The following is a 10,122-nucleotide window of genomic DNA, read 5'->3' as shown; positions in this document are numbered from 1 at the left end:
CAACAAAAGTCTCAAAACGAAGGGAAAGAAGCGCAAGGACAACAGTCACAAAATCAGCAAGATTCTGAAAATAAAAAAGAAAAACAAAAAACGGAACAACATCAACCGCAACGAGATGACAAGCAAGTGAAGGATCAAGATGAACCAATACAGGCTAAAGCGCATCCCGAAAAAATGCATCAGGATGATCCTGAGTTCCGTCGACTAGAAGCAGTAGAAAGTGCTCGCGACCCAAGCTTTTTGATCCGTGCGCAAATGCAACTTCAAGCGCAACAAAAACAACCTCCACAACAATCTCAAAAGGAGTGGTAAGCCTGTGATGAACAAAGGCGTAAAACTGGTCTTTATTTTTGTGGCCAGCCTAATATCCAGTTTCTCGGTGATGGCACAGACACTTCAAGCTAGTGTGAATAAAACACAAGTAGCCAAGAATGAAGTGATTAACCTCAGAATCATTTCAGATACTGAGCTCAGCTCAGACTCAATCGACTTCAATGTTCTAGAGAAAGACTTCTTCTTGGGTCAACCTCGTTATGGCCGCTCTAGCAATAACATTAACGGAAGAAAATCAGTGCGTACCGAGTGGAGTATCTCAATTGCACCAATGAAAGAAGGTGTTCTGACTATTCCAAGTTTTTCCGCTGATGGTATGAAAACGGAGCCGATCAAACTACATGTCAACGCGAGCCAAACAGACCCCAATCTTGATGATCTATTTAGCTTCAATATTACGGTCGACAACAGTACGCTCTACCCTCAGCAATCTGCAACATTACGTATACAGCTTCTAATCAAAGCGGACACTCGACGCCTAGATAACCCACAAATAGTACCTCCGCAAATTGAAGGCATGAAGCTTGAGGCACTGGGTGGCTTACAGCAAAGACAGAAGATCTTAAATGGGTTAGAAGTAGCGGTCATAGAGCAGTCGTTTCGCCTAACGGCCAATCAACCAGGCACTTATACCTTGATAGGTCCTAAACTGACCGGTTCTTATATTTATGGCGACAGCTTGACGGGCTCAACCAAAATAATGCCTATCAACACCAAAGCGGAACGCATGCCAATCACGGTCAAACCGATTCCGAGCGAATTTAAAGGTGAATGGCTTCCTGCTTCAGCGTTAGAAATGACACAGAGCTGGCAAGACGATCAAGGTAACCTACTGTCGATTAACGCGATCAACACAGTAAAGCAAGGTTCTTCACTCACTCGAACCATTCAAGTTAAGGCTCGCGGTACACAAGCCGAATATCTGCCACGAGTCAATATTAGTTACCCGAGTTCACTGCGCGTGTATCCCGAACAACCTAAGTTCGATAGCGGAAGAGATGGCACCGTTACCATGACGGTGAAGCAAGTCATTATTCCTACAGAGGCCGGGAAATATACCTTACCAGGATACGACGTGAACTGGTGGGACAGTCAAAATGATGAAGCGAAGAAAACAACGTTACCAGAGCTAACATTAGACGTAGAGAAAAATGACACTGGGCTAATCACGTTGCCGGAATCGCCTCTTTCAGCGCCTTTAGTGCCAGCCCCTAGTCCTGAATCAAGCGGCGGTGTAAACAGTCTCTGGCGAACGTTAACCTTTGTTTTCTTAGGGCTTTGGATAATGACATTGGGAATCGCAATTTGGGCATGGAAAAAGCGGTCAATAACAGCGAGTGGAACGGTTTCAAATACTGAACAACCACTTTGCATCGACGCGCTAAAAAAAGTCATCGAAGAGGGCGATGCTGCGAAAATTGAACGCTCTGTAAATGAGTATTTAACCACTCATCAAGACAGGTTAAACCCTGGTGACGTACAAGCAATTAAGCAAGAGCTTAATGCCATGAATCAAGCGCGTTTTAGTGCTAACCAACAACCTTGGAGCCCTGATTCGCTGTTAGCGAAAATTCAAAACCTTGGCAAAGCAAACGTAACGAAAACCGACCACCAACTCGAAAAGCTATAAATAACTAGATAACAATGGCAGCTCTCATGAGCTGCCAATTCTCTTATCCGGCCAAATTTTGCTTTAGCGGTTTTATCTAGAGCACCAACCGCCGCTTCTTCCCTATCAAGTTGCTCTTATGAACATCACTTACTCAACAAAACTTGGGGCTCGTATTCGTATCGCCTTACACAATTTCGCCCATGATTCTTCGCTTGATAGAGTGCCTTATCCGACAACTGATATAAATGGTCGAAATTAAAGTCTTTGCCTTTCGCTTTATAACAGGAGTAACCGACTGAAACGGTAAGTAACTCCCCTTCTGGGTTATGTCGATGCTTTATCCCCTCGCCCTCGATGCACTGACGAATGCACTCTGCTCTCAGTCGGACCTCCTCTTGCTCAGAACCAATCATGAGCAATGCAAACTCCTCACCTCCGATACGGCAAAAAACTTCATCTTCACCTTTGGTATGATGATCCAAGATATAGCCAATTCGCATCAATGCGATATCGCCTTCGAGATGACCATAGTGATTATTGAATAAGCCAAAATGGTCAATATCAATCAGGATCAGGCCAAACGACATGTCGTCTTCACACTCTAGGGCACAATATTTTTGCATCACATGTTCTAACATGCGGCGATTACCAAGACGCGTCAAAGGATCGAGCTTAGAAAGTACCTCAAGCTGTCGATTGGCTTCCTCCAACTCTTTTGTTCGGTTCTGAACCTCCAGCTCTAAGTTTTCGTTTAATTCGCGAATCGCCTCTTGAGCTTGAGTACGTTGCAATACTTCAGCTAAGCTGGACGCGAACATACGAATCACTTCACGTAACTGAGAAGTTAACGGCGCACGTGTCAGCAAATTATCAACAGCGATAAAGGCGATAGGACCACTGCTATTTGAAGTCAATACCGTCATCGCAGCCCAACCAAAGCCAACAATATTACAGTCATGATAAATAGGCACTGATTCTTCAAATGCGACTTCGTTTGGCATTGAGCGAGCCAAATTTATAAGAGAGAAATCTTGGGTTTCGCCAAAGAAGTAAGATTCATCCACCACGTTACCTTGAATATCGGTACCCCACGTTCCTTGCATGTAAGAGCAATTTTCATCAGTTAAAAACACCGCCATTCGATCAATACCAAGATTTTTAATGGCGAAAGTGACGGCCGATTTGCATACTCCACTGACAGTAGTGCAACGTGATAACTCAACCATGCTTGAATGCAACATGCGTACGTTTTGTTCTTGGCGCTTACGAATGTAAATTTGAGAGAAGAGTGAACCAAACGAGTCCAACATCTGTTTTTGATATGCCGTTATCGGCTTACGATGAATAAAGTTATCTAGCGCGAACCACCCAAACGGTTCATTGCCATCGCGTAAAATCAACATCGCATTCCAGCCCTGCCCGATGACCTTGCCTGCTGTGTATATTGGCGCGTCTTCTACAATCACTAAGTTGCTCTCAAGGCTAGATAACGCGGTGATATACTCCTCGCTAAGTTGATGTAAATCGTATTGTGTGTGAAATTCATCAATCGTAATTCCTGACTCATCCGTGCCGTATGTACCACTGAAGCTGCGCTTTTTCATATCGAGAAGCATCAGTGTAGAGCGATCAAACCCAAGTCGTTCACGTAACGCTTCGACGGCTTTGTAGTACAAGTCCTTTAAAGAATCAGGATTAGAGATTTCGAGTGCAACTTGCTGAACTAACTTCATATTTTCGATAAAGCGCTCGCGTTGGCTAATCTCATCAACATATTGCGCTTCACGAATATCTCTGTGCCTGATCTCTTTCGAGGCATTTTTTTCAGCACGAATACATTGCCAACGCGCCGCTGCGAGCTGCATTGCGTCGTAACTTTCTTCATAGATATTATGTGCTGTGCGAGCATGTACAGATTGAATCAGTAGGTAGGTACGTTTGATAGGCGTGTTGTCGAGCATCATGATGTAACTATCACCGCCTAAATCTCGGGTGTGATTCCAGTTACAAGTGTTGATCGCCAGAGGTATGATGCTTTCAGAGGTATCAAACTGACTTGCCCACTCCCAGAATGTCTCAGGATAGTTTTGGGTTGGGTAAAGCTCTCCGCGAGAGAAGCTCATTGAATGACGAGGGTTAATTGAAGGATCTTCAAAAATAGCGAGGGCTTGAGGGGAGAACAGACTCTCTAAATGATCAAAGATTGCCTCCGCTAGCAACCGATGGTCCCTCGTTGAAGACACTTTTCTTGTAAAACTTCTTAAACTCACCCTACCAACCTAATCTACTTTTTTATCCTCGATAAAAAACTACTTAGGCCATGATATGCAATCAATACGTTCAAATTTGAGCTGTTAAGTCATTCGCAAAATTATCAGACTTAGTGTTACATTCGAGAGCTCTTCAGCACTTTTAAAGCCATGTTTCACATAAGTTACATGCTTTATAAACTGGGGAGGAAAGTTGTACTTATTTACAAGATTTTTGTGTTGGTAGATGTTTTAAGCCTACGACTTAAAAAGAAAAAGGCCCCTCATCAAGAGGGGCAAAGTTACCATCGCTTATAGTTATTTAGTTATGCTTGTAAATACGGTGGATTAACCGAAATCACCATTTACGTAGCCTTGAGTACGGTCGTCTTGAGGGTTGCTAAAGATCACTTGCGTATCGTTGTGCTCAACCAGTTCACCCATTAGGAAAAACGCAGTGCGGTCAGAGATACGACGCGCCTGTTGCATTGAGTGAGTCACGATAACGATGGTGTAGTTCTTCTTTAGCTCTTCCATCAGTTCTTCGATTTTGTGTGTCGCAATTGGGTCAAGTGCCGACGTTGGCTCATCCATCAGAATCACATCCGGCTCCATCGCGATTGTACGTGCAATACATAAACGTTGCTGCTGACCACCAGAAAGACCGAATGCGTGTGATTTAAGGCGATCTTTCACCTCATCCCAAAGTGCAGCACCGCGCAGCGAACGCTCTACCACTTCATCAATTGTCTTTTTGTCTTTGATACCTTGAGCACGTAAGCCGTAAGCCACGTTCTCGTAAATACTCATCGGGAATGGATTTGGCTTTTGGAATACCATGCCGACTTTGATGCGAAGGTCAGCAACATCAATGTTGCCGTAAATATCTTCGCCGTCCATCGCCAATTTACCTGTAATTTTCACGCCTTCGATTAGATCATTCATTCGGTTCAAACAGCGTAGAAGCGTTGATTTTCCGCAACCTGACGGGCCGATAAGTGCAGTTACTTGGCGAACTGGAATTGGTAAGTTGATCGATTTCAGTGCTTGGTTGTCACCGTAGAATAGGTCTAGGTTTTCAATATCAAATTTGTTCATTGTCTTAATCTCTTAATTCTTGAATTCGTGTCTTTTAACGTGCGTTCTTAATTAGTGTTGTTAGTAAGTTGCGGTGTTAAAACGTCTAGCAATCAGTTTCGTTACCATGTTGATCAAGAGAACAACTACGATAAGCACTGTTGCCGTACCGTAAGCCTGATTCCATTCTTCAACGGTAAACAGTTCGGTAGTCAGTTTGTATAGGTGAACGGTTAGCGTACGACCTGAATCCAATAAAGAATCCGGAATACGTGCAACCATACCTGCTGTCAGGAATACTGGAGCAGACTCACCAATGACACGACCAATACTTAGAATGACCGAGGTTAAGATACCTGGCATTGCGCTCGGAAGAATCAAACGCCAGATAGTGTAAATCTTAGAAGCACCGAGGCCATAAGAGCCTTCACGGTACGTTTGTGGTACTGCCATCAGCGCTTCTTCCGTTGTACGGATGATAACTGGCAGGATTAAGATACTTAGCGTCAATGCACCCGACAGAATCGAGAAGCCAAGGCCAAGAATCGCCACGAAGAAAGTCATACCAAACAGGCCGAAAATGATCGACGGGATACCCGCCAATGACTCGGTACAGAATCGGATGATTTTCACCAAACGACTGCCCACTTTCGCGTATTCGGTCAAGTAGATTGCCGTCATGATACCGAGTGGCGCTGCCACTGCGATAGAAGCGATAACCATGTAAATGGTCGCCACAATCATTGGGAAGATACCGTGCTCTTCACCTGTGCGCGTATAGTTATCAGTAATGAAGTTCCAATCTACGTGTTGTAGACCGTTTGATAAGATGTACCAGATAATCCAGAACAAGAAACCTACCGTTAGTGCTGCCGAAATCCAGACAAATGCGTTAAAGACATTATCTTTGAACTGGCGTGCTTTTTTTAGTTTTGCGCGATCCATAATAGTCACCTTTAACGAGCGATTACTTCGCTTTTTCTCGGTTTAGGTACAGTAGTACAGCGTTCAACGACATGATGAAGACCAGAAGTACTACACCTGTAGCGTAAAGTGCGTTCGCGTGAACACCACTTGCGTAAGACATTTCAATAGCGATGTTTGCAGTTAGTGTACGAGCCGAATCCAAGATGCCTTCTGGCATTGCCGGCGCGTTACCCATAACCATGATAATCGCCATGGTCTCACCCAACGCACGACCGATACCCAGTATCACACCTGTCATGATGCCTGAGCGAGCCGCTGGAACGAGCAACTTAAAGATGGTGTAGATTTTCGATGCGCCCAGTGCCAAAGAACCTTCTTTATAAGTACGAGGGACAGCGCGAATAGACGTTTCAGAAACCGTAATTACTGTTGGTAGAATCATCACACCAAGAACAATAATACCGGCCAAGATAGTGTTACCTGCAGGTACATCAAATACTTTCTGAATCAATGGAACGATAATAACCAGACCGAAGAAACCGTAGACCACTGAAGGAATACCGGCTAGCAGCTCAACCGCTGGACGGATAATGTCTGCTAATCGCTTTGGTGCGATTTCAGCGATAAAAATGGCGGTCAGAACACCAATTGGAACCCCAACAATGACAGCACCAGCCGTCGATACGATAGATGCCACAATCATGGTGGCGACACCGTAAAGCGCAGGTGGTAACCAGTTTTGTCCTAAGACAATGCCCGATACGCCTGCTTCTTGGAATGCCGGAATACTCTCTCGAACGATGAAGTATGCAATAACGGCCAATGAAACAATGCCGATTACGGCACTCGTTAGGAACAAGCCGTGGAAGATGCGCTCTTTCCAGTCTACACGACGCTTCTCGCGTAGGCCTGACTTGCTGATAGCTCTAGCGTCAGTATTCATAAGCTTTTCACTATTTGTTGCGATGGTCATTTAAAAATCTCACGGTTCTGGGCAATGCCGTTGAACACAATGGATAGAAAAGGCTCAGCCCGAAACGTTGGGCTGAGCAAACTTTAGAGTCCCGATGGGATTAGTTAACTGAGATGTAACCTTTTTGGTCAACTAGCGCTTGCGCTTCGTCAGTTAGCATCCAGTCTAGGAATTTTTGCGTTTCTGTTGATGGCTTGCCTTCTTTGTAAAGAACAAGGAATGGACGCGCTACTTTGTAAGAACCGTTTTTAACGTTAGCTACCGTTGCATCAACGCCGTCGATTGCTAGCGCATTAACAGTGTTGTCTACAGTACCAAGAGAAATGTAGCCGATTGCGTATGGGTTAGATGCAACCATTGTTTTCAGTGCGCCGTTACCGTTTGCAACTTGAGCACGTTGAGAGATAGCTGATACCTTCTTACCAGAAATCTTCATTTTTAGAGACATGATGTCTTCAAATGCGCCACGAGTACCAGAAGCTGTGTCACGAGTAATGGCTACGATTGGCTTGTCTGCACCACCGACTTCTTTCCAGTTTGATACTTCGCCTTTGTAGATTGCAGTCACTTGCTCGGCTGTTAGACCTGGCAGTTTGTTTTGTGGGTTAACAACCACTGCAATACCATCACGAGCAACCACTTCTTCGATTAGTGTTGATTCTTTTTCAGAGTCTTTTAGATTACGAGAAGACATACCAAGGTCTGCTGAACCATTTTTCGCTGCTTTTACACCAGCTGAAGAACCAGGACCTTGAACTTCGATAAATACGTTAGGGTTCTTCTTCATGTACGTTTCAGAGAAAACTTCCATCAGTGGAGTTACGCTGCTAGAACCCACTGCAGAGATAGTTTCTTTAGCAGAAACAGGAGTCACTGCCATTGCGCCTAGAAGTGCGATTGCACCGATTACTGTCTTTTTCATCACAATTTCCTTAAGTGGCTTTATTGCCGTTGTGTTTCACTTGAACGGTGCTCACTTTAGAATTTGAATATGACAGTTGTGTTTCACTTAGTTGAACCCTCTATGACACGTTGTCATTTCTAACTATTAATTCCGCGACTTATCCCTCTCTCAATTTGAACGTAACGTTTTTATAACGTTGCCTCATGTTCAAGATGATAACCCCATCGATTTTGGTACATTTCATAACAATTAGATATGAGTAACTCATTGATTTGGCAAATATAACAATTAAAATCGAAATGCTTATTTATAAAAAAGATAATAATCAAACCGATAGAGGGTCAATCTCATGCGTCAATTTCTTAGTACGCTTTCTATTAAACTTCAGGTTTTTCTGCCTGTTCTATTCACAGTTATATTACTCATCATTGGACTGAGTGTCGGAATCGGTAAACTCGATCAAGCATTCAATAAGGTTTCGGCTTCCACCCATAAGCTAATCATTCACAAAGAGGAACTTAGCGGCATCGTAGACAACACTTACGCCATGCGCATCAAAGCCATTTATAGTCTATTTAGAGCCGAAGATGTTCAGTCTCTCAACCAAGAGCTTTCTGAGCGACAAAACAAAAACCGCGATTTTCTTAACTCCATCGACAATCTCCCTGGCGTTCAAAATGAAGTCAATGCTATGCGTAAGGCCATGAATCACTATGTTGATTTCACTCGCGTTACCATGACACCTCTGCTCACCACTAAACACACTTCTGATTACACCACCTCTGATTTCAATCAAAAGTACGAATCTGCAATGGCTGAGTATCGATTAGCTGGCGAAGCGATGATCAACGCCATCGACAAACTATCTAAACAATTGAATCAAATCGTCACCGATGAAGTCGAAACGAATGGCGAACAACATTCAACCACGCTAACTTACAGCGCCGTCTCGCTTGCGGTGATCTTGAGTGCCGCTTCACTTATTAGTTGGGTACTCGCCAGCTACATCGTTGCGCCGATTCGTAACCTTCAAGTAACGATGCAGGAAGTCGCGAAGGGAAACCTACTAGTTAAGGCCGAAGCCATCGGGAAAAACGAAGTGTCTCAGCTGGCTCGAGATGTAAACCAGACCATAGAAAAACTACGTGAAACTGTAAGCGCATTGGTTCGCATTAGTGAAGATGTGGCATCAGCATCAACCGAGTTAGCAACTGTTATGACTCAAAGCAGCGTCAACTCGGATCAAGAAAAGCAAGAAGTTGAGCAAGTAGCCTCGGCGATCAATCAGCTAGAGTCGACCGCAGCTGAAGTATCGACCAATGCACAAGAAGCCGATAGTGCATCAAATCAAGCACGTACGTTAACCTCACAAAGTATAAGCATGTTTGGGGAAAGTACTCGCGCAAGTGAAAAGATGGCGGAACAACTTAACGAAGCCGCTGCCGTCGTGACTTCGCTAAAAGATCAATCAGAACACATTGGTCGCGTGATCGAAGTGATTGAAGGTATTTCTGAGCAAACGAATCTACTTGCACTGAATGCAGCGATTGAAGCTGCACGAGCGGGCGAAAGTGGCCGAGGCTTTGCGGTAGTGGCCGATGAAGTACGTATGCTGGCAGCGCGAACTCAGGAGTCCACCAAAGAGATCCAAACCATTATAGAAGAGCTACAGCAACAATCTGGTCACGCAAATGAAAGTATGCATTCCAGCTTAGCCATGTTGTCAGACAACCAAGCTCTGACACAAGAAGTTAGCCAATCACTTGCTAATATCAGTAATGCTATCGCCGATCTGAACTCAATCAACACTCAAGTTGCAACCGCATCAGAAGAGCAGAAACAGGTCACGGCTGATATCAACAACAACTTAACGAACATCTATGAACTAGTGAGCCAGAACGTCACTGGCATTACGCAATCCGCTGCTGCCGCTCAAGAGTTGTCTGGTTTAGCAGAAAATCAAAAACATCAACTTAAGCAGTTCCAAGTTTAAATACTCTGCTCAACACGATAAGTTCCAAAGGTTAGAAAAGAAAAAGCTCCGCAC

7 protein-coding genes and 1 pseudogene are annotated in these 10,122 nt (G+C 44.2%); 3 read left to right on the top strand and 5 right to left on the bottom strand.

Going from position 1 to position 10,122, the window contains the following annotated elements:
* Nucleotides 1-312 (top strand): annotated as a pseudogene (locus tag R7Z49_RS08415) (hypothetical protein); the annotation flags it as partial.
* A gap of 4 nt (nt 313-316) precedes the next feature.
* The gene (locus R7Z49_RS08410) at nt 317-1,963 is read left to right on the top strand and encodes a BatD family protein (RefSeq protein ID WP_171342471.1); all 1,647 of its coding nucleotides are present in this window, start codon (nt 317-319) and stop codon (nt 1,961-1,963) included.
* A gap of 125 nt (nt 1,964-2,088) precedes the next feature.
* Here R7Z49_RS08410 and R7Z49_RS08405 read toward each other — a convergent pair whose 3' ends face one another.
* From R7Z49_RS08405 to R7Z49_RS08385, 5 genes are all read right to left on the bottom strand, one after another.
* Nucleotides 2,089-4,215, bottom strand: a complete 2,127-nt coding sequence (locus tag R7Z49_RS08405; RefSeq protein WP_054574929.1) for a GGDEF domain-containing protein — start codon at nt 4,213-4,215, stop codon at nt 2,089-2,091.
* Nucleotides 4,216-4,542: 327 nt separating this feature from the next.
* Complete coding sequence (pstB, locus tag R7Z49_RS08400) at nt 4,543-5,292, bottom strand: phosphate ABC transporter ATP-binding protein PstB (RefSeq protein ID WP_005375156.1); 750 nt, start codon at nt 5,290-5,292, stop codon at nt 4,543-4,545.
* 60 nt (nt 5,293-5,352) lie between these two features.
* Complete coding sequence (pstA, locus tag R7Z49_RS08395) at nt 5,353-6,216, bottom strand: phosphate ABC transporter permease PstA (RefSeq protein ID WP_005383923.1); 864 nt, start codon at nt 6,214-6,216, stop codon at nt 5,353-5,355.
* 22 nt (nt 6,217-6,238) lie between these two features.
* Nucleotides 6,239-7,171: a phosphate ABC transporter permease subunit PstC gene (pstC, locus tag R7Z49_RS08390; RefSeq protein ID WP_005375154.1), complete on the bottom strand. Its 933-nt coding sequence runs from the start codon at nt 7,169-7,171 to the stop codon at nt 6,239-6,241.
* A 100-nt stretch (nt 7,172-7,271) separates the two neighbouring features.
* Entirely contained in the window at nt 7,272-8,093 is an 822-nt protein-coding gene (locus tag R7Z49_RS08385) for a phosphate ABC transporter substrate-binding protein (RefSeq protein WP_005375153.1), read from the bottom strand.
* Between the two features lie 331 nt (nt 8,094-8,424).
* Between R7Z49_RS08385 and R7Z49_RS08380 the strand changes: the two genes are divergently transcribed.
* The gene (locus R7Z49_RS08380; RefSeq protein ID WP_054574928.1) at nt 8,425-10,068 is read left to right on the top strand and encodes a methyl-accepting chemotaxis protein; all 1,644 of its coding nucleotides are present in this window, start codon (nt 8,425-8,427) and stop codon (nt 10,066-10,068) included.
* The last annotated feature ends 54 nt before the right edge of the window (nt 10,069-10,122 follow it).

Source organism: Vibrio sp. 1562 (assembly GCF_033340155.1).
Taxonomy (GTDB): domain Bacteria; phylum Pseudomonadota; class Gammaproteobacteria; order Enterobacterales; family Vibrionaceae; genus Vibrio; species Vibrio alginolyticus.
Note: the sequence above shows the minus strand (reverse complement) of the source record. Positions and strands in the feature narration are given on the sequence as shown.

Coding starts and splice junctions, on each gene's coding strand:
- R7Z49_RS08385 (WP_005375153.1), bottom strand. CDS start 8,093: ATGAAAAAGACAGTAATCGGTGCAATCGCACTTCTAGGCGCAATGGCA.
- pstB (WP_005375156.1), bottom strand. CDS start 5,292: ATGAACAAATTTGATATTGAAAACCTAGACCTATTCTACGGTGACAAC.
- R7Z49_RS08380 (WP_054574928.1), top strand. CDS start 8,425: ATGCGTCAATTTCTTAGTACGCTTTCTATTAAACTTCAGGTTTTTCTG.
- pstC (WP_005375154.1), bottom strand. CDS start 7,171: ATGACCATCGCAACAAATAGTGAAAAGCTTATGAATACTGACGCTAGA.
- pstA (WP_005383923.1), bottom strand. CDS start 6,216: ATGGATCGCGCAAAACTAAAAAAAGCACGCCAGTTCAAAGATAATGTC.